At 71.9% G+C, this 17,315-nt stretch carries 16 protein-coding genes; 9 read left to right on the top strand and 7 right to left on the bottom strand.

Going from position 1 to position 17,315, the window contains the following annotated elements; translation table 11 throughout:
- Positions 1 to 127 precede the first annotated feature (127 nt).
- Complete coding sequence (locus tag ACGF3J_RS24550) at positions 128 to 985, bottom strand: aldo/keto reductase (protein WP_393854797.1); 858 nt, start codon at positions 983 to 985, stop codon at positions 128 to 130.
- A gap of 147 nt (positions 986 to 1,132) precedes the next feature.
- On the opposite strand from ACGF3J_RS24550, the gene ACGF3J_RS24545 reads away from it, so the two are divergent.
- Positions 1,133 to 1,708, top strand: a complete 576-nt coding sequence (locus ACGF3J_RS24545; RefSeq protein ID WP_393854796.1) for a snapalysin family zinc-dependent metalloprotease — start codon at positions 1,133 to 1,135, stop codon at positions 1,706 to 1,708.
- A 53-nt stretch (positions 1,709 to 1,761) separates the two neighbouring features.
- On the opposite strand, the gene ACGF3J_RS24540 is transcribed toward ACGF3J_RS24545, so the two are convergent.
- From ACGF3J_RS24540 to ACGF3J_RS24530, 3 genes are read right to left on the bottom strand one after another with little or no spacing between them, the layout of a single operon-like run.
- Positions 1,762 to 2,772: an ABC transporter substrate-binding protein gene (locus ACGF3J_RS24540; protein ID WP_393854795.1), complete on the bottom strand. Its 1,011-nt coding sequence runs from the start codon at positions 2,770 to 2,772 to the stop codon at positions 1,762 to 1,764.
- Between the two features lie 15 nt (positions 2,773 to 2,787).
- The gene (locus tag ACGF3J_RS24535) at positions 2,788 to 3,561 is read right to left on the bottom strand and encodes an ABC transporter ATP-binding protein (protein ID WP_393854794.1); all 774 of its coding nucleotides are present in this window, start codon (positions 3,559 to 3,561) and stop codon (positions 2,788 to 2,790) included.
- A 1-nt stretch (position 3,562) separates the two neighbouring features.
- Positions 3,563 to 4,585: a FecCD family ABC transporter permease gene (locus tag ACGF3J_RS24530; protein WP_393854867.1), complete on the bottom strand. Its 1,023-nt coding sequence runs from the start codon at positions 4,583 to 4,585 to the stop codon at positions 3,563 to 3,565.
- A 254-nt stretch (positions 4,586 to 4,839) separates the two neighbouring features.
- On the opposite strand from ACGF3J_RS24530, the gene ACGF3J_RS24525 reads away from it, so the two are divergent.
- The 4 genes from ACGF3J_RS24525 to ACGF3J_RS24510 are packed head-to-tail and all read left to right on the top strand — an operon-like array spanning position 4,840 to position 9,039.
- Entirely contained in the window at positions 4,840 to 5,559 is a 720-nt protein-coding gene (locus ACGF3J_RS24525) for a GntR family transcriptional regulator (protein WP_393854793.1), read from the top strand.
- Positions 5,556 to 6,548, top strand: coding sequence for an ADP-ribosylglycohydrolase family protein (locus ACGF3J_RS24520; protein ID WP_393854792.1), 993 nt, complete (start codon positions 5,556 to 5,558; stop codon positions 6,546 to 6,548). The genes ACGF3J_RS24525 and ACGF3J_RS24520 overlap by 4 nt, the downstream gene beginning before the upstream one ends.
- Positions 6,549 to 6,595: 47 nt before the next feature.
- A complete protein-coding gene (locus ACGF3J_RS24515; RefSeq protein WP_393854791.1) occupies positions 6,596 to 8,074 on the top strand; it encodes a purine-cytosine permease family protein in 1,479 nt (492 codons plus the stop codon).
- On the top strand, positions 8,071 to 9,039 hold the full coding sequence (locus tag ACGF3J_RS24510; RefSeq protein WP_393854790.1) for a PfkB family carbohydrate kinase: 969 nt from the start codon (positions 8,071 to 8,073) through the stop codon (positions 9,037 to 9,039). Before ACGF3J_RS24515 ends, ACGF3J_RS24510 begins: the two co-directional genes overlap by 4 nt.
- Positions 9,040 to 9,062: 23 nt before the next feature.
- Here the strand turns inward: ACGF3J_RS24510 and ACGF3J_RS24505 are convergent, their stop codons facing one another.
- The 3 genes from ACGF3J_RS24505 to ACGF3J_RS24495 form a co-directional block, all read right to left on the bottom strand.
- Entirely contained in the window at positions 9,063 to 9,509 is a 447-nt protein-coding gene (locus ACGF3J_RS24505; protein WP_234957739.1) for a response regulator, read from the bottom strand.
- Complete coding sequence (locus ACGF3J_RS24500; RefSeq protein ID WP_393854866.1) at positions 9,506 to 11,050, bottom strand: CHASE3 domain-containing protein; 1,545 nt, start codon at positions 11,048 to 11,050, stop codon at positions 9,506 to 9,508. The genes ACGF3J_RS24505 and ACGF3J_RS24500 overlap by 4 nt, the downstream gene beginning before the upstream one ends.
- 70 nt (positions 11,051 to 11,120) lie before the next feature.
- Entirely contained in the window at positions 11,121 to 12,362 is a 1,242-nt protein-coding gene (locus tag ACGF3J_RS24495; protein WP_393854789.1) for a PP2C family protein-serine/threonine phosphatase, read from the bottom strand.
- 274 nt (positions 12,363 to 12,636) lie between these two features.
- Between ACGF3J_RS24495 and lanL the strand changes: the two genes are divergently transcribed.
- From lanL to ACGF3J_RS24475, 4 genes are all read left to right on the top strand, one after another.
- Positions 12,637 to 15,444, top strand: coding sequence for a class IV lanthionine synthetase LanL (lanL, locus tag ACGF3J_RS24490; protein ID WP_393854788.1), 2,808 nt, complete (start codon positions 12,637 to 12,639; stop codon positions 15,442 to 15,444).
- 4 nt (positions 15,445 to 15,448) lie between these two features.
- Positions 15,449 to 15,583, top strand: a complete 135-nt coding sequence (locus ACGF3J_RS24485) for a hypothetical protein (protein ID WP_272924110.1) — start codon at positions 15,449 to 15,451, stop codon at positions 15,581 to 15,583.
- Positions 15,584 to 15,671: 88 nt separating this feature from the next.
- On the top strand, positions 15,672 to 16,205 hold the full coding sequence (locus tag ACGF3J_RS24480) for a GNAT family N-acetyltransferase (RefSeq protein WP_393854787.1): 534 nt from the start codon (positions 15,672 to 15,674) through the stop codon (positions 16,203 to 16,205).
- On the top strand, positions 16,202 to 17,197 hold the full coding sequence (locus tag ACGF3J_RS24475) for an aldo/keto reductase (RefSeq protein ID WP_393854786.1): 996 nt from the start codon (positions 16,202 to 16,204) through the stop codon (positions 17,195 to 17,197). The genes ACGF3J_RS24480 and ACGF3J_RS24475 overlap by 4 nt, the downstream gene beginning before the upstream one ends.
- Positions 17,198 to 17,315: the final 118 nt, after the last annotated feature.

The following is a 17,315-nucleotide window of genomic DNA, read 5'->3' as shown; positions in this document are numbered from 1 at the left end:
GCCGGCTCGCAACCCGGGTGGGGGGAGAAGGTCGTGCCGCCGGCCACCGACGACCATACGAGGCCGGAGCGCTCAGGCCTAGACCAATGCACGCCACTTCTGTCACTCGGTTTCCAAACCGATGGCGCTACTTGGCCGCTCCCCGGCTGCCAGCGTCTCCGAGGCGGTCTAGGCGATCGCGATGGGCCGGGGACAGGTGGAGGCTCTCGGCGGCGAGGTTCTCCTCCAGGTGGTCGATCCGGGCGGTGCCCGGGATCGGGAGGACGACCGGCGAGTGGCCGAGGAGCCAAGCCAGGGCAAGCTGTGTGGGGGTGGCGCCGACTTCGGCGGCCACGGCGGCGACCTCGGCCCGCTGCCCCGACTCTCCCCAGGCGACAGGGCGCCAGGGCAGGAACGCGATCCCCGCCGCCTCGCAGGCCGCCAGCACCGGCTCGTGCTCGCGATCGAGCAGGTTGTAGCGGTTCTGCACGCTCGCGATGTCGACGATCCGCCGCGCCCGGTCGAGTTCGCCCACGGTGACCTCGGACAGTCCGATCCGGCCGATCTTCCCCTCGTCCCGCAGCTCCCGGAGCGTGCCGACCTGGTCGGCGAGCGGGGTCTCGGGGTCGATGCGGTGGAGCTGGAGCAACTCGATCCGCTCGACACGCAGTCGGCGCAGCGCCTGCTCGACCTGGTCGCGCAGCACTGCCGGCCGGCCGTCGAGCCTCCACTCGCCGTCGGGGCCGGACCGGGCGACGCCGACCTTGGTGGTGATCAGCAGCTCGTCGGGACAGGGGTGGAGAGCCTCGGCCAGGAGTTCCTCGTTGGCTCCGCCGCCGTACATGTACGCGGTGTCGATCAGGGTGACGCCCAGCTCCACGGCCCGCCGGGTGACCGCGAGAGAGGTCTTGCGGGCCAGGTCCGGGTCCGTCGGCAGGTGCATGGCCCCGAATCCGAGCCGCCGTACCCGCAGATCCCCGCCGATCAGAAACTCAGTCGAAGTCACTGCCGCCGCTCCCCCTCGCTCAAGGCGCCACGCTATCAGCGCGGTTGTTCGACACCGGGCGGAATAGCGGATTGACCGCCGGGCGGAGCGGGCAGGGAGGCAGGTGATGTCATGAGCACGACTCCTACCCCCACAAGGAGGTCGAACATGCACGTCCGTGCGCTGACCGGCGGTGTCGCCGCAGCCCTGCTGATGTCCATGCCCCTGCTGAGCGGCCAGGCCGTGGCCGCCGACGCCCCGAACGGCACCGCCAGGTCCCTGGCCGCGGCCACGGTGCTCACCTACGACGCGAGCGGCTCCGCGGAGTTCCGGTCGGCCGTCGACCGGGGTGCGGCCATATGGAACGAGAGCGTCGAGGGCGTGGAGATGCGCCCGGCCGCGTCCGGGCAGCGGGCCAACATCCGCATCCTGGCCGACAACGGCTGGCCGCGTGCCTACACCACCTCGCTGGGCAACGGTACGGTCTACATCGGACGCCAGGCGGTGAACGAGGGCTACAACACGGTGCGCATCTCGTCCCACGAACTCGGCCACATCCTGGGTCTGCCGGACCGCAAGCCCGGGCCGTGCTCCAGCCTCATGTCGGGCTCCACGGCGGGTGTCGCGTGCACGAACCCGTACCCGAACGCGGCGGAGAAGTCCGAGGTCGAGGGCAACTTCGGCAGCGCGGCCGCCTCGCCGTCCGAGGCCGCGGCGCGCATGCCCGTGCTGGTGCGCGACTGACCGACGCGCGACTGCCGTACGGCACCTCGCCGGTGCCGTCCGGCATCGCCCGATCAGCCCCGGAGACTGCTCAGGTACGCGCCGAACTTCTCCAGGCCGTCGATGTTGCGGGGCCCGCTGATGCCCTCGTTGTAGTCGAGGACGAAGAAGTTGTTCTTCTTCACAGCGGGGAGTCCCTTGGTGTGGGGAGACTTCTTCAGGAAGTCGATCTTCTTCTCCGCGGGCAGGTCGCCGTAGTCGAGGATGACGACGACCTCCGGCTCCGACTCGGCGACCGACTCCCAGTTGACCTGGGTCCAGCGCTCGTCGAGTCCGTCGAAGACGTTCCTGCCGCCCGCCGACTTGATGATGTCGTTGGGCGGGACCTGATTGCCCGCGGTGAACGGCTGGTCGGTTCCGGAGTCGTAGAGGAAGACCGGAACCGGGTCACCCGCCGGAGCCTTGGCCTCGACGGCCTCGACGCGCTCCTTGAGACCGTCGACCACCGTCTTCGCCTTCTCCTCGACCCGGAAGATCCTGCCCAGCCGTTCGAGGTCGGTGTAGAGGGCTTCGAAGGGGGTGACCTTCTCCGGATACCCGGGATAGTTGAAGCAGCTCTCGGTGTGCATGAAGCTCTGGATGCCGAGCTTGTCCAGGATGGCCGGTGTGATGCCCCGCTCGTCCTTGAACCCGGAGTTCCAGCCCGCGACGACGAAGTCGGACTTGGCCTCGACGACGACCTCCTTGTTGAGAAGGTCGTCGCTGAGCATCTTCACCTTGGCGTAGTCGGAGGCATACGGGGACTCGCTCACCGGCGGGTTGGCCGGCGGCATCACGTAGCCGTGCACGTGATCAGTCAGGCCGAGGGCGAACAGCTTGTCCGCGCTGCCGGCTTCGTAGGCGACGGCCCGCTGGGGAACGTTGTACTTCACCGGCTCACCGCAGCGCTTGACGGTGACCTCGGCGGACGCCTTGGCGTCGGGTTCGACTTCGGCGCCGCAACCGGTGAGCAGCAGGGCCACCACCAGGGCCGATCCGAGAACCGCAGGCCGGCGCGCCGGGGCGAGAGGTCGGGTTGTACGCATGTCGTCGTGCACCTTTCAGCGGGATGAGCCGAGCGAGTAGAGGAGCTGGGGCCCGCCCGTGAGCGGGTGCGGGACGACGGTGGCGGTCACCCCAAAGACGTCGGCGACCAGTTCGGGCGTGAGGACGTCCGCGGGCGTGCCCGAGGTGACGAGGCGGCCCCCCGCCAGCACGCCGAGACGGTCGCATGCCGCCGCGGCCAGGTTGAGGTCGTGCAGGACGACGAGGACGGTGAGGCCGGACCCGCGCAGCAGCGAGAGCAGCTCGACCTGGTGGCGGACGTCGAGGTGGTTGGTCGGTTCGTCCAGGATCAGGATGCTCGGCTCCTGGACGAGGGCGCGGGCCAGCAGCACGCGCTGGCGCTCACCGCCCGACAGGGTCAGGACACCCCGCTGTGCGAGGTGACCGATGTCGAGCTGGTGCATCGCGCGCTCGCACAGTTCGCGCTCGCGGCCACTGAGTGCCTGGTTCCCCTGGAGATGGGGCGCGCGTCCGAGTGCGACGACCTCCTCGACCGTGAAGTCGAAGTCGACGGCGCCGTCCTGGGTCATCGCCGCGATGGTTCGCGCGCTCTGTCGGAGCGACAGCCGTGCCAGGTCCCGCTCGCCCACCCAGATGGTTCCGGAGCTGGGACGCAGGGCCCGGTACACGCACCGCAGGGCGGTGGACTTGCCACTGCCGTTCGGGCCGACCAGACCCACGACCTGCCCGTCCGGCACCTCCAGGGACAGGCCGCGCACGAGGCTCTTGCCGTCGGTCACGACGGAGAGTCCGTCGAGCCTCAGATCCATGTCAACGCCCCCCGAACGTATAGCCCTTGCGGCGCATCAGGGCGATGAAGACGGGCACGCCCACGAGTGCGGTGATCACGCCGAGCGGCAGCTCCCGGGGGGCCACCACGGTCCGGGCCGCCAGGTCGACCCACACCATGAAGATGGCTCCGGCCAGCGGTGCCACGGCGAGGACGCGGGCGTGGGTGGCGCCGACGAGCATGCGCACCACGTGGGGCATGACGAGTCCGATGAAGGCGATGGCACCGCTGACGGCGACCATGACGCCGGTGACGAGGGAGACGAGCACCAGCAGCCCTTTGCGGTGCCGGTCGGGGCCGATGCCCAGGCTCGCCGCGGTCTCGTCGCCGAGGGCGAGGACGTCCATCACCCGCCCGTGCCGGTGCAGGGCCAGGATCCCGGTCGTGACCACCACCGCCACGACGGGCAGCGAGCCCCAGGTCGCGGCGCCGAAGCTGCCCATGGTCCAGTACAGGACCATGCTGGTCGCCTCGCTGTCCGGCGCGAAGTACACGATCAGGCTCATCACGGCCTGGAAACCGAGCGACATGGCCACGCCGGTCAGGACGAGGCGCAGCGGGGACAGCGCTCCCCGGCTGGCGGACGCGGCGTACACCAGCAGCGAGGCGGCGAACGCGCCGACGAAGGCTCCGGCGGAGACGGCGTAGATGCCGAGGGCGGCCAGCCCGCCCGTGACCGTGACGGCGACGGCGCCGACGGAGGCGCCCGACGAGACACCGAGGACGAAGGGGTCGGCCAGCGCGTTGCGCACCATGGCCTGGATCGCCACGCCGACCGCGCTGAGCCCGGCTCCGACCAGGGCCGCCAGCAGGACGCGCGGGGTGCGGATCTGCCAGATGATCTGATACGTCGTCACCTCGTCCTGGCCGATGCGCCCGCCGCTGAGCGCCGCCCACAGGTGACGGGCGGTCTCCCCGGGGGTGATGACCGCGGGTCCCAGGCCGATGGCCACGACGACCGAGGCGAGCAGGAGGGCGGTCAACGCGCCGCAGGCCAGCAGCAGTCCCGTGCGGGAGGCGAGCCGGCCGCCGCTTCCCGGGGCGGGTGCGGGCGCCTCGGCCGCGGTGAACGCGTCGGCGCGCGCCGTCGGTATGGATGTCGAGGGCGGAGGCACGTGGCCTACCTACGCTTTCTTTCGATAATGGGAACCATGTTCAGAAGGGGAATCTAGCACGCCTGGCTCCGCGTGATCGCGCGGTTCGGGAAATCCTCGGCCGGCTATGGACCTGACCAGACTTGTTCATTTACGGTTTGGACATGCCTGGACAGGTCCATAAACACCATCGCATCGTCCGTGTCCTCTCCGACGAGATCAGGGCCGGAGTCCACTCCGACGGCAGCAGGCTCCCCGGGGAGCACGCGCTCACCCAACGCTTCGGGGTCAGTCGCACCACTCTGCGGCAGGCGCTGCAAGCGCTCGGGGAGGAAGGCCTCATCGCCACCCATGCCGGGATCGGCTCCTTCGTCACCTTCGAGGGGACACCGATCGACAACCGGCTCGGCTGGACCAAGGCCCTCGCCGAGCAGGGCACGGAGCTCACGTCGGAGACCCTGCGCTTCGAAGAGGTCGGCGACCCCGAGCTGGCCGCCGAACTCGGGATGGATTCGAGCACGTTCATCGCGCTGGACCGGGTGAGGCGACTCGCCGACGGACGGGGCGTGTCGCTGGAGCGCAGCAGGGTCCCGGCCACGGGAGACCTGGCCGGGCTGTCCGAACGCGGCCTCGTCGACGGCTCGCTGAGCCGGGCGCTGGTCGCCGCGGGCCGGATCACCGTCGCCGGCGAGGGCGTGGTGTCGGTGCGCGGGCTCGACGAGGCGGACGCCGCCGTGCTGCACCGCTCGCCCGGCGAGTCCTTCCTGCGGCTCACCCAGGTGTACCGGGCGGGCGACGGCTCGGTCGTCGAGCAGGTCACGAGCCTGCTGGATCCCGCCAAATTCGAACTGCACGTGCGCTCGGGCCAGGGAGGCCGACCGTGACCGACCGACTCGACCGCGCCCTCGGCGCCTACTACGGGCTCGCCCTCGGCGACGCCCTCGGCATGCCCACACAGGTGATGTCCCGGGAGGACGTCGTCCGGGTCTACGGCAGGCTCACCGGCTTCCGGCCCGCGCTCCCCGACAATCCGGTCAGCGCCGGCATGCCGGCCGGGTCCGTCACCGACGACACCGACCAGGCCGTCATCGTGGGCCGCCTCATCGCCGAGGGACGCGGCCGGATCGATCCCCTGCGCCTGGCCCACGACCTGCTGGACTGGGAGAAGGAGATGAAGGCCAAGGGCTCCTTCGACCTCCTCGGCCCCTCCACCAAGGCCGCCCTGGACGCGGTGGCCGCCGGTGTTCCGGCGCGGGACGCGGGCAGGAACGGCACGACGAACGGCGCGGCCATGCGCGTCACCCCGGTCGGCATCGCCTTCGACGTCCAGCCGCTGGACGTCTTCCTGGACCATGTCGTGGAGTCCTGCCAGGTCACCCATGACACGGGGCTCGGCATCGCGGGCGCGGCCGCCGTCGCCGCCGCCGTCAGCACGGGTGTCGGCGGCGGCTCGCTGGACGAGGCCGTCGATGCCGCCGTGGCCGCGGCCCGGGCCGGTGCGCGGCGCGGCCACTGGGTCGCCGGGGCCGACATCGCCGCCCGGATCACCTGGGCACGGGACCTCGTACGGGATCTCCCGGAGGCCGAGGCGCTGGACCGGATCGTCGCGCTCGTCGGCACCAGCGTCGCGAGCCAGGAGTCGGTGCCCGCCGCGTTCGCGGTCCTGGCGGTGGCCGACGGAGATCCCTGGCAGGCCGCCCTGCTCGCCGCCAACCTCGGCGGCGACAGTGACACCATCGGCGCGATCGCGGGTGCCGTCGCAGGGTCCGTCGCCGGGCTCTCTGGGCTGCCCGCCGAGCCCGTGGACACGCTGCGGTCCGTCAACTCCCTGGAACTCGAAACCCTGACCACGCGGCTGCTCGCACTCCGCTGAGCCGCCGAGCACGCCCCGCCCCTCCGCACCAGCAAGGAGGTTCCGTCATGACCGCTTCGAAGACGAACGATCGCGTCGGCGCCATTGAGACCCGTGGGATCGAGCCGGTCCCCGACCACGAGCGGCACGGCCAGGCCGGCCAGATGTTCTGGACCTGGTTCGCGGCCAACATCAGCATCCTCGGGCTCCCGCTCGGTGCGACCCTCGTCGCCTTCCGCGGCCTGAACATCTGGCAGGCGGCCCTCGTCGCCGCCGTCGGTTCCTTCGGCTCCTTCGCGCTGGTGGGGGCCCTGAGTCTGGCCGGCAAGAAGGGCGGTGCGCCCGCGCTCACCCTCTCCCGGGCGGTCTTCGGACAGCGGGGCAACGCCGGTCCGACCCTCATCACGTGGCTCAGCCGGGTCGGCTGGGAGACCATCACCACCACGACCGCGGCGTACGCGCTGCTGGCCATGCTGCACACCGCCTTCGGGGTGGGCCGGAACACCGTGCTGACGCTGGTCTGCCTGCTGGTCTTCATCGGCTGCACGCTGCTGATCAGCGGCCTCGGCCATGCCACCATCATGTGGATCAACAAGTGGGCCACGGTCGTCTTCGGCGCGCTCAACCTGGTCGTGATGGGGTTCCTGGTCGCCACCGTCGACTGGTCCGAGGTCCTCGGCACCCCGGCGGGTCCGGCCAGCGGTGTGATCGCGGGGATCGGCTTCATCGCCGCGGGTACCGGCATCGGCTGGGCCAACGCCGGTGCCGACTACGCCCGTTACCTCCCCCGGTCGGTCCCCGGCCGCCGGCTCATCGGGGCCTCCGCCTTCGGTGCGGGCATCCCCCTCGTTCTGCTGATCTCCCTCGGTTCGCTGCTCTCGGCGGGCGATCCCACGCTCGCCACCTCCTCCGACCCGGTGGCGGCCATCAACGCGATGCTGCCCTCCTGGATGGCGATCCCCTATCTCGTCGCGGCCTTCGGCGGGCTGCTGATGTCGAACCACCTCTCCACCTACTCCGCCGGGCTGACGATGATCACCCTGGGGCTCCGGGTGCCGCGGGCCGCCGCCGTCGCCCTCGACGTGGTGCTGATGTTCGCGGGCGGCATCTACTTCATGCTGATCGCCGACGACTTCTACGGGCCCTTCTCGACGTTCCTGACCCTGCTCGCCGTTCCCATCTCGGCCTGGATCGGAGTGATCGCGGTCGACTCGCTGCGCGGGCGCGCCTACGATCCGGAGGCGCTGATGGACACCACGTCGACCAGCCGTTACTGGTACTCGGGCGGCTTCCGGCTGCCCGCGGTCGTGGGCTGGGTCGCCGCCATCGTGGCCGGCCTGCTCTTCACCAAGGCCGCGACCGGTGAGGCGGACGTCTGGTTCGCGGGTCCGCTCTCCGACACCTGGTTCGGCCGGAACGGGCTCGGCTGGGCGATCGCCATGGCGGTCGGCGCCGCCGTGTACGCGCTGTTCGACCGCGGCACCCGCTCCGTCGCGGGCAGCGGGGACCCAACCGTGCCCTCCGCCCTGCAGGAGGCCGGACGATGACCGGCCGTCTCGTCCTCGCCGGAAATGTGATCGCCGACCTGGTGATCGAGGTGCCCGCGCTGCCGGAACGCGGCGGGGACGTCATCGGCACGCGCAGCGAGACGACCGTCGGCGGCGGATTCAACACCCTGGTCGCGGCCCGTCGGCTCGGCACGGAGGCGGTGTTCGCCGGGCTGCACGGCAGCGGTCCGTACGGCGATCTCGTACGCGAGGCGCTCGCCGCCGAGGACATCGGCACCCTGCTCCCCGCCCGTGCGGAGGGCGACACCGGCTTCACCGTCGCCTTGATCGACGGCGGTGGCGAACGCACCTTCGTCACCAGCTTCGGTGTCGAGGCCACGCTGCGGCCCGCCGAGGTCGAGGCGGTCGCGGGGCAACTGCGCCCCGGGGACCTGGTGCAGCTCTCCGGCTACGGCCTGGTGCTGCCGGTCAACGGTCCCCTGCTGTCCGCCTTCGCGTCCGGGCTCCCGGCGGGCATCACGCTCTGCCTCGACCCGGGGCCCCTGGTGGCCGGCATTCCCGAGGCCGTCCTCGCGCCCGTCCTCGCTCGCACGGACTGGCTCAGTCTCAACGCGCGAGAGGCCCGCCTGCTCTGCGGACACGAGGATCCGCGGGCCGCGGTGGCAGCCCTGCGGGATCGGCTGGCGCCGACGGCGGGCGTGCTCGTGCGGGCCGACAAGGACGGCTGCCGGCTGGCGCTGCCCGGCCGGGAACCGGTCCACGTACCGGGATTCCCCGTCGACGCGGTCGACAGCAACGGGGCGGGGGACGCCCACGTCGGTTCGTTCCTGGCCCTGCTCGCACAGGGCCACGACCCGCTGACGGCCGCACGCGGCGCCAACGCGGCGGCGGCCTTCGCGGTGGGCCGCAGGGGCCCGGCAACCGCACCCGACCGCGCCGAACTGACGGCGTTCCTGGGCGCGGACCCGCTCGCGAAAACCCTGTTCGGAGCGGAGGGTCCGTAAGGGGGCCGTCCCCGCCCGCTCGTTCAGAGGCCGCGTCGGGGCAGGCGTACCACCTGGACGAAGAAGTCGTCGATCTGGCGGACCGCGGCGATGAACTGGTCCAGGTCGACCGGCTTGGTGACGTAGGCGTTGGCGTGCAGCTTGTAGCTGCGCAGGATGTCCTCCTCGGCCGCCGAGGTGGTCAGGACGACGATCGGGATGTCGCTCAGCTCGGGATCGGACTTGATCTTCTCCAGGACCTGCCGTCCGTCGTACTTGGGCAGGTTGAGGTCGAGCAGGATCAGGTCCGGCCGGGGGGCCTCGGCGTGGCCGGCGCGACGGTAGAGGAAGTCGAGCGCCTCCTCACCGTCCCGGACCACGTGCAGGGTGTTGCCGATCTTGTTGTCCTCGAACGCCTCGCGCGTCATCAGCTCGTCGCCCGGGTCGTCCTCGACGAGGAGGACGTCGATGGGGGTGGCGGGTGTCGTCATGCCAGGGCCTTTTCCTCGGTACGGGAGTCGATGTCGCCGGTGTCGTTCGCGACGGACGGCAGAGTGAAGCAGAAGCGGGTACCGCCCGTGTGGGCGGTGTCGATCCAGATGCGGCCGCCGTGGTGTTCGACGATCTTCTTGCACAGCGCCAGGCCGATGCCCGTGCCACCGTACGTGTCCCGGCTGTGCAGCCGCTGGAAGATCACGAAAACCTTCTCGGCGAACTCCTGCGGGATGCCGATCCCGTTGTCGGTGACGCAGAACCGCCAGACCCCGGGGGTGTCGGGGTCCTCGTCGCAGGTGATCCGGATCCGAGGGGCGCGCTCGGGGTCGCGGAACTTGACGGCGTTGCCCACCAGGTTCTGCCAGAGCATGACCAGCAGGGTCGGGTCACCGACGACCCGGGGCAGTTCCCCGGGGCGCTCGACCTGCGCACCGGTCTCGGTGATGACCGTGTCGAGGTTGGTCAGGGCCTTGGACAGGAACTCGTCGAGGCCGCACTCCACAGCGGCGTCGTTGAGCCGGCCCACCCGGGAGAAGGTGAGCAGGTCGTTGATGAGGACCTGCATGCGCTTGGCGCCGTCGACGGCGAAGTCGATGTACTGCACGCCCCGGTCGTCGAGCTTGTCGCCGTACCGCTTCTCCAGCAGCTGGCAGAAGGAGGCGACCTTGCGCAGGGGCTCCTGAAGGTCGTGGGAGGCGACGTAGGCGAACTGCTCCAGTTCGGCGTTCGAGCGGCGGAGCTCCACGGCCTGGGCGTCCAGGTCGGCGGCCTGCCGGCTCAGGACGTCCTGCTGCCGTTGGGACGCGGCGAGCTCCGCCACGATCCGCTGCCGCATGTCCTCGACGTCCCGGGCGACGGCGGTGAGGTCCGCCGGCCCCTCGGCGGGGATGGAGTAGTCGAACTCCCCGCGCGCCACCTTCCGCGAGGCCTCACGCAGGTTCTGAAGGGGGCGCGCCACCAGCAGGCGGATCACGATCGCCAGCGCCACACCGGCCAGCAGGAAGGCCCCCACCACGATGCCGAAGGTCAGGTCGCGCAGCGTGCGGGCGTCGGCCATTTCGGCCTTGCCGTCGTCGACGACATCGGCGAGGTCGCGGTTCTGCTGGGTCCAGGCGGCGCGCATCGCGTCGAAGACCTTCTTGCCCCGCCCGGCGGTCGTCTCGTCCACGGTCCGGGGTTCACCGGGCGTGACACCGTCCACGAGGGGGGCGGCGTAGGTCCGCCGCCACTCGGCCGCCTGCCGCTGCACCGTCTCCAGGTCCGCGAGGAGCACGGGCTGGTCGCCGATCAGCGTGCGCAGCCGGGCCGCGGCCCGGGCCTCGTCCTTCCTGCCCTGCTCGTAGGGGGTGAGGAACTGCCGGTCGGCGGCGATGGCGTAGCCGCGCACGCCCGTCTCCTGGTTGACCAGGGCCGCCTGCAACCGGTACGCCTCGGTCTGGGCCGGCTGGACGCGGTCGGTGAGCTGGTCGGTGAGGTCGGTGGTGCGTCCCTGCATCCGGGCACCGACCACGGTGCCCACCACCACGATGAGGACCATGAGGCCGAGCACGAGCTGGAACCAGCCCTGCACCGTCAGCCGGCCGCCGCCCCGCGGCAGCCGTGTCTCGTCAGCCACTGCTTACGTCTCCACCCTTGTTCTCGTTCTCCTGCCGCGCGTGCCAGCGCAGGTGCAGCACGGCCACGTCGTCGGCGAGGCCGCCCTGTTCCTCGGCGAGGTTCTCGGCCCGCTCGATCAGACCGTCGACGAACGGCTCCGGGGACAGCCGGGCCGCCTCCTTCGCGAGCCGGAGCAGCCCTTCCTCACCGAGCCGCTCCCTGCCCCGGCCGACGTATCCCTCGAAGAGTCCGTCGGTGAAGAGCACCAGTGCCGCTCCCGGGGGGAGGGGCAGTTCCTGGACGGGCCAGCGGGCCAGGCCCGGCACCACGCCCAAGGCCGGTCCCCCGGCGACCTCGACCCACCGCACGTCGCCGTCGTCGGTGCGCAGCAGCAGGCCGGGGTGCCCGGCCCGCACCATCCGTGCGCAGGGTGCGCCCGGCGGAAGGATGAGGCTGGTCAGCGTGGCGAAGACCTCGGTGCGGGCTCGTTCGGCCACGAGGATCTCCTCCAGGCGGCCGATCTGCTCGGGCCCGGTGACACCGCTGAGCACCAGGGTGCGCCAGGCTATGCGCAGCGCGACGCCGAGGGCGGCCTCGTCGGGGCCGTGCCCGGAGACGTCACCGATGACGGCGTGCACGGTTCCGTCGGGGCTCTGGACGATGTCGTAGAAGTCACCGCCGAGCAGCGCCTGGGCGCGGCCGGGGCGGTAGCGGGCCACGACGTCCACGCCGGTGCCGTGCAGCAGCGGGCGGGGCAGCAGGCCCCTCTCCAGCCGGGCGTTCTCCCGGGCGTGCATCTGGCTGGCCTGCAGCGCCGCCGCGGCCTGCTCGGCCTCCTTGCGCTGCATGGCGTACCGCACGGCCCTGCCGAACAGTTCCGGCTCGACGCGGCCCTTGACCAGGTAGTCCTGGGCACCCGCCATGAGGGCGGCGAGGCCGGTCTCGTCCTCGGCCAGTCCGGTGAGCACCACGACGGCGACCTGCTCGGCCAGGGCGTGGACCGCCGACACGGCCTCGAGCCCGTGGGCGTCCGGCAGGTGGAGGTCGAGGAGCACGCAGTCCGGCGCCTCCGCGAGCAGCACCTCGCGGGCCTCGGCCATGGACCGGGCCCAGCGCAGGCGCATCTTCAACGCGCTGTCGGCGACGAGTTCCTCGACCAGCAGGGCGTCGCCCGGGTCGTCCTCGATCAGGAGCACCGACGGTTCCCGCCACTGCCAGGCCTCCTCGGCGGAGGTCCTCTCGGACGCGGGCATTCCACCGGCCCATGACTGTGGCGCCGCCACCCTGCCTCCACCTTCCGTCCCGTCAAACCCGGGATCATGGCTCTGAGTACGGGGTTCGGCACACTCGGGCCGTCTCTCCCAAGACGACTTCGCCCGCTCTTACAGAATGTACACAACATCGGGCGGGTGACGTGCCGGATGTGCTCCACGCAACTCCCCGGGAGGGCGTACCGGATATCACGCGGATGCTCGGCGCATATCCGGTGAAGCCAGACTGAAGGTGACCTTTGAAACGAGGTGCCGCATGGCTCTGGTCCCCCTCGCCGGCCCGGTCGGTGACGACCACGCCTATCGGGGCGTCCTTGCCCGTCTCCTTGACGAGTTCGTGCCGGGTGAGGGCTGGCGGACCGACATCCGTGACCTGTGGTGTGTGGTGACCCCGCCCGGCACCGGGCTCCGTGTGCAGGGCTGGAAGATCCATCTGTCGGCCACCCCGCGCTCCGCGGAGCGGGTGCTGACGGCCGCGGCCGGTGTCCTGCTGCGGGAGCGGGCCGCCTTCAAGTTCGCCCACAGCCCGGGCCGTCTGCGGAGCCTTCTCTCGCCGCGGATGGACCGTGGCGCCGGGGGGAAGTTCATCACCGTCTATCCGGACGACGATGCCCGTTTCGTCCGGTTGCTGGCGGCCCTGCACGAGGCGACCGAGGGCCTGGAAGGGCCCGCCGTCCTCTCCGATCGCGCCTACCGGCCGGGCAGCCTCGTGCACTACCGCTACGGAGGCTTCGGCGGCCTGCCGCCCAGGCTGGAGGACGACGGCTTCTACGTCCCCGTCCTCGTCGCCCCCGACGGCAGGTGGACGCCCGACACCCGCAACCCCTGGTTCTCGCCCCCTGAGTGGGCCACCCTGCCGGCTCTGGCGACCGACGGGGCGAACGCGCAAGGCGGCGGGCCGCCCGCGGGCGGCCGCGTCCCCTCCCCCGTTCTGCTGGGCGGTCGGTTCCTGGTGCGGGAGGCCATCCGGCACTCCAACAGGGGCGGTGTCTACCGCGCGCTGGACCGGCACGACGGGGACCGCCGGACGGTGGTCAAGGAGGCGCGTCCCCACATCGACGCGAGGCCGGACGGCATCGACGCCCGGGACCACCTCCGCAACGAGTACCGGACCCTGACCGTGCTGGAGCCGTTGGGCATCGCGGTCCGGCCGGTGGACCTCTTCGAGCATCAGGGGCACCTCTTCCTCGCCGAGGAGGAGGTGCCCGGTACCACCCTGTACCGGTGGGCGAGGGAGCGGGTGCTCGGCGAACCCGGCCGGGGCCTGGCAGCGGGGCAGGTGCTGCCCACGACCCGGCACCTGGTGGAGCTGGTCGCGGCCGTACACGACAAAGGGCTGGTGATCCGGGACTTCGCCCCCAGCAACGTGATGGTCACCCCGGACGGGGACCCGCTGCTGATCGACACCGAGTTCGTGGCGGCGGTCGCGGAACCGGTGACCGGTGTGGGTACGCCGGGCTTCACCGCGCCCGAGGTGTGCCTCGGTTCGGACCGGATCTCCCCGGCCACCGCGGCAGCGGACCTCTACGGTCTCGGGGCGACGCTCTTCCACCTGTGCACCGGCTTCGTTCCGCTTCTGCCCGAGGACCGGCCCGGCACCACGCGCGCCGTCGCACCGCGCTCCCACGACGAGCGGGTGCGGCAGCTGGTGACGGCGGCCTCCGAGGACAGTCCGGCACTCGCCGTCCTCGCCCCGCTGATCACCCGGCTCATGCGGGAGGACCCGGAGGAGCGGCCCGCGCCCGCCGAGGCGCGGGACGCCCTGCACGTACCGCCCGCGCAGCCGACGGCGGCCGGGAAGCCGCGGTGTCGCGTCCCCGTCGACGCCGGCCGGCTGCTCACCGACGGCTGGGACCAGCTCGTCGCCGCCCTCGACCCCTCCTCCGACCGCGCACCCTGGCCGGTTCCGGCGATCGGCGGACAGCGCTTCGATCCGTTCGCCGTCCAGGCGGGTGTCGGCGGCACGCTGGAGGTGCTCCGCCGCGGGGCGCTGACCGGGTACGGCGGGCAGCGGCTGCTGGACGCCCTGCGCACCGCGCTGACCTGGCTGGATCAGCGCGCCGACCGCGAGCCGCGGCAGCTCCCCGGCCTGTACTTCGGTCGCGCGGGCACGTACTGGGCCATGTACGAGGCGGCCGACACCCTCGGCGACGAGGAGATCCGGCGGCGATGTGCCGGGCGCGCCAAGCGCCTGCCGACCGTGTGGCACGAGGCCGACATCACGCACGGACTGGCCGGCAACGGGCTCGCCCAGCTGCACCTGTGGCGCCGCACCGGGGACGAGGAGTTCCGGGACCGGGCGGAGCGATGTGTCACCTCCCTGCTCGGCGCGCGCACCTCTCGGGGCGGGAGGTGGCTGGATCCGGAGGCCATGCGCACCACGACCGACGCCGGTGACCACGGTTTCGCCCACGGGCTCGCCGGGATCGCCGCCTTCGTCCTCGCCTCCGCGCGGGAGCTGGACCGGCCCGACCTCCTGGACATCGCGGTACGCGGTGGAGAGTCCCTGCTCGACGCGGCCCGCGAGGACGGGGCCGGCATCCGATGGCCGGTCGCCGGTCCGGAGGGCGACGGGGACGAGCGTGCCCGCATCTCGTGCTGGTGGTGCAACGGTGCTCCTGGCATCGGCACGTTCCTGATCCGGCTGTGGCGGGCGACCGGCGACGACCGTTTCCGCGCTGCCGCGCACCGAGCCGCCGTCAGCGCCCACCGGCGGAGGTGGCTGCTGGCCCACACGCACTGCCATGGGCTCGCCGGCAACGGGGAGTTCCTCCTGGACATGGCGGCCCTCACCGGTGAGGAGGCATACCGGGACTGGGCCGCGGACCACGTCACGGCGCTGTGGCACTTCTGCGCACTGCGTGAGGACCGCCTGGTCGTCGTGACGGAATCCGACACCGAACTGAACCACAGCTACAACCTGGGGATGGCCGGACCGATCGGATTCCTGCATCGCCTCCGCCACGGAGGCGAGCGCTGGTGGATGACGGACGACTTCACGCTCGCGGCACACAACGCGCCACGCGCCGTCCGTACGACGCAGGAACCCACAACAGAAAGGTGAACCGATGTCGGACAACGTCAACGACCTCCAGCTGTTGGAGCCGACCGAGATGATGGAGGCCGATCGCCTGCACGACCTGGGATGTTGCTGTGACACGGTGACCGGCATCGGCACGGAGGGCAGCAACACGTTCGGCTGACCCCGCCGCCGTCCGTCGGACCGTTCCGTCCCGCCGGGTTCGTCCGGCGGGACGGTACGCCCGCAGGAGTTCAGGGAAGGTCAGGGCAATGGCAGAGGCAGAGACGGCACCCGGGCGGATCGACACCGACCGGCTCGTGCTCGTGCCACTCCGGGTGGACCACGCGCACGAGATGGCCGAAGTCCTCGCCGACCCGGCGCTGTACGCGTTCTTCGCCGGGGCACCGCCCACGGCGGAGATCATGCGTACGCGCTACGCGCACCTGGTCGCCGGTTCGCCGGATCCGGCGGTCTCGTGGTGCAACTGGGTCGTCCACCTCCGCGAGGCCGGCTGTCTCACGGGATTCGCGCAGGCGATCGTCACGCGTTCCGACCAGGGCTCGACCGCGGTCGTCTCCCTGGTGACGGGGCGGCCCTGGCAGGGCCGGGGCATCGGCGGGGAGGCGGCCGGGGGCATGCTCGGCTGGCTCCGGGGGCAGGGCGTCGACAGCGTCGTGGCCGACATACACCCGGACAACCGCGCCTCCGCGGGGGCCGCCGCCCGGTCGGGGTTCACCCGCACCGGCGAGGTGCACGGCGACAAGCTCCGCTGGCGGCTGCGTCTTTCCGGGAGCCGCTCATGAGGGCGGGCGAGTCGCGGCCGTTGGGGCGCACCGATGTGCGGGTGACTCGCCTGGGGCTGGGACTCGCGTCCCTGGGCGGGCTGTTCGTTCCCGTCTCCGACGCGGCCGCGGCTCGCACCGTGGACCGCGCCTGGGACGTCGGCGTCAGGCTCTTCGACACGGCTCCCGTCTACGGCTACGGCCGCTCCGAACGCCGCACCGGTGCCGCGCTGGGCGGCCGTCCCCGGGATGAGTACACGCTCTGTACCAAGGTGGGCCGCCTGATCGTGCCCGACGGCGGCGACACCCAGCCGATCTGGGCCGACCCGCCGCCCGGTGTCGGGCCTCGGCTCGACTACTCGTACGCCGGGGTCATGCGCTCGGTCGAGGAGAGCCTGGCACGGCTCGGCCTCGACCGGATCGACGTCCTCCACGTCCACGACCCGGACGAGGACTTCCCCGTCGCCGTCTCCGAGGCGTACCGGGCGCTGGCCGAGCTGCGTGCCCGGGGCACCATCGGCGCGGTGTCGATCGGCGTCAACCACGCCCCGGTGGCGGCTCGCTACCTCAGGGAGGTGGCGGATCCCGGCCCCGACTGCGTGATGCTCGCGGGCCGTTACAACCTGCTCGACCAGTCCGGCCTGGACGAGGTGCTCCCGCTCTGCGCCTCGAAGGGCGTCGCCGTCATGGTGGCGGGGGTCTACCAGTCCGGCCTGCTCGCCGACCCGCGCCCCGGCGCTCCGCACGGCTACGCCACGGTCCCGGGCGAACTGGCCGGTCGCGTCGCCGCCTGGCACTCGGTCTGCCGCGATTTCGGGGTGCCCCCGACAGCGGCCGCCGTCCGGTTCCCCTTCGGCCATCCCGTGGTGACGAGCGTCGTGGTCGGAGCCCGCACTCCGGACGAGGTGGACGACACCGCTCGTATGCTGGCCCACCCGGTCCCGACCGAGTTCTGGACATCCGCGCGGTCGGCGGGGCTGCTGCCTGCCGGGGTGCCGGTACCCACGGGCTGAACGGGCGGAGCACGAACGCCATCGCCGTCGTACTCCGAGCCGGTTCGGTGGTCGGGGCAGAGGTGCCTGCGCACGGCCTGGCCCGGCCGTTCGCCCCCGCGAGCAGTCGGGACTGCCG

It is taken from the genome of Streptomyces sp. NPDC048171, from assembly GCF_043202655.1.
GTDB lineage: Bacteria > Actinomycetota > Actinomycetes > Streptomycetales > Streptomycetaceae > Streptomyces.
Note: the sequence above shows the minus strand (reverse complement) of the source record. Positions and strands in the feature narration are given on the sequence as shown.

What these genes read in the sequence shown, in the direction of transcription:
- ACGF3J_RS24545 (WP_393854796.1), top strand. Translation starts at nt 1,133, where the DNA reads ATGCACGTCCGTGCGCTGACCGGCGGTGTCGCCGCAGCCCTGCTGATG.
- ACGF3J_RS24540 (WP_393854795.1), bottom strand. Translation starts at nt 2,772, where the DNA reads ATGCGTACAACCCGACCTCTCGCCCCGGCGCGCCGGCCTGCGGTTCTC.
- ACGF3J_RS24535 (WP_393854794.1), bottom strand. Translation starts at nt 3,561, where the DNA reads ATGGATCTGAGGCTCGACGGACTCTCCGTCGTGACCGACGGCAAGAGC.
- ACGF3J_RS24525 (WP_393854793.1), top strand. Translation starts at nt 4,840, where the DNA reads ATGCCTGGACAGGTCCATAAACACCATCGCATCGTCCGTGTCCTCTCC.
- ACGF3J_RS24515 (WP_393854791.1), top strand. Translation starts at nt 6,596, where the DNA reads ATGACCGCTTCGAAGACGAACGATCGCGTCGGCGCCATTGAGACCCGT.
- ACGF3J_RS24510 (WP_393854790.1), top strand. Translation starts at nt 8,071, where the DNA reads ATGACCGGCCGTCTCGTCCTCGCCGGAAATGTGATCGCCGACCTGGTG.
- ACGF3J_RS24505 (WP_234957739.1), bottom strand. Translation starts at nt 9,509, where the DNA reads ATGACGACACCCGCCACCCCCATCGACGTCCTCCTCGTCGAGGACGAC.
- ACGF3J_RS24500 (WP_393854866.1), bottom strand. Translation starts at nt 11,050, where the DNA reads ATGGTCCTCATCGTGGTGGTGGGCACCGTGGTCGGTGCCCGGATGCAG.
- ACGF3J_RS24495 (WP_393854789.1), bottom strand. Translation starts at nt 12,362, where the DNA reads ATGCCCGCGTCCGAGAGGACCTCCGCCGAGGAGGCCTGGCAGTGGCGG.
- lanL (WP_393854788.1), top strand. Translation starts at nt 12,637, where the DNA reads ATGGCTCTGGTCCCCCTCGCCGGCCCGGTCGGTGACGACCACGCCTAT.
- ACGF3J_RS24485 (WP_272924110.1), top strand. Translation starts at nt 15,449, where the DNA reads ATGTCGGACAACGTCAACGACCTCCAGCTGTTGGAGCCGACCGAGATG.
- ACGF3J_RS24480 (WP_393854787.1), top strand. Translation starts at nt 15,672, where the DNA reads ATGGCAGAGGCAGAGACGGCACCCGGGCGGATCGACACCGACCGGCTC.
- ACGF3J_RS24475 (WP_393854786.1), top strand. Translation starts at nt 16,202, where the DNA reads ATGAGGGCGGGCGAGTCGCGGCCGTTGGGGCGCACCGATGTGCGGGTG.